At 57.3% G+C, this 412-nt stretch carries 1 protein-coding gene; it reads right to left on the bottom strand.

Features of this window, described 5'->3' with window-relative positions:
- Positions 1-134: 134 nt before the first annotated feature.
- On the bottom strand, positions 135-412 hold a 278-nt coding region (locus DY467_RS26370; RefSeq protein ID WP_205502859.1), incomplete at its 5' end, for a hypothetical protein.

Consider the following 412-nt stretch of genomic DNA (forward strand, 5'->3'; position numbering starts at 1 on the left):
TGTGGTTGACTGGATGCCGAGCACCCAGAGCTTCACACGTAAGGAGGGGTCGGCAGCGTCAGATGGGTATAAGAGACAGTTATTCAACCGTCGGCTTATGTGCTGGATGATGTGTTGAAGTTGCGCAGACTGCATCAACAAACCATCAAGCATGATGGAGATGCCGGCCGTCGCGGTTCATCGTTCTGGTATCCGCATCGCGGAAGAAGGCCACCGAGGATCAGGGGGCGCTTGACCTCGAAACCGACACCGAAAACGCTCTGATCGATGAAATCCGCGGCTATATCGACAGCTGGCGGGCGCTGCGCAATCCTGCTGACTGGCAAGTTATCGGTACGACCCAGCGGCTCCTGGAGCACTGGCGTCATCACCAGTTCAACGGCCCGAGGCCATTCCTCTGTCAGGTCGAAGC

The sequence above is a fragment of the Rhodopseudomonas sp. BR0G17 genome, assembly GCF_010907025.1.
GTDB classification, from domain to species: Bacteria; Pseudomonadota; Alphaproteobacteria; order Rhizobiales; family Xanthobacteraceae; genus Rhodopseudomonas; species Rhodopseudomonas palustris_H.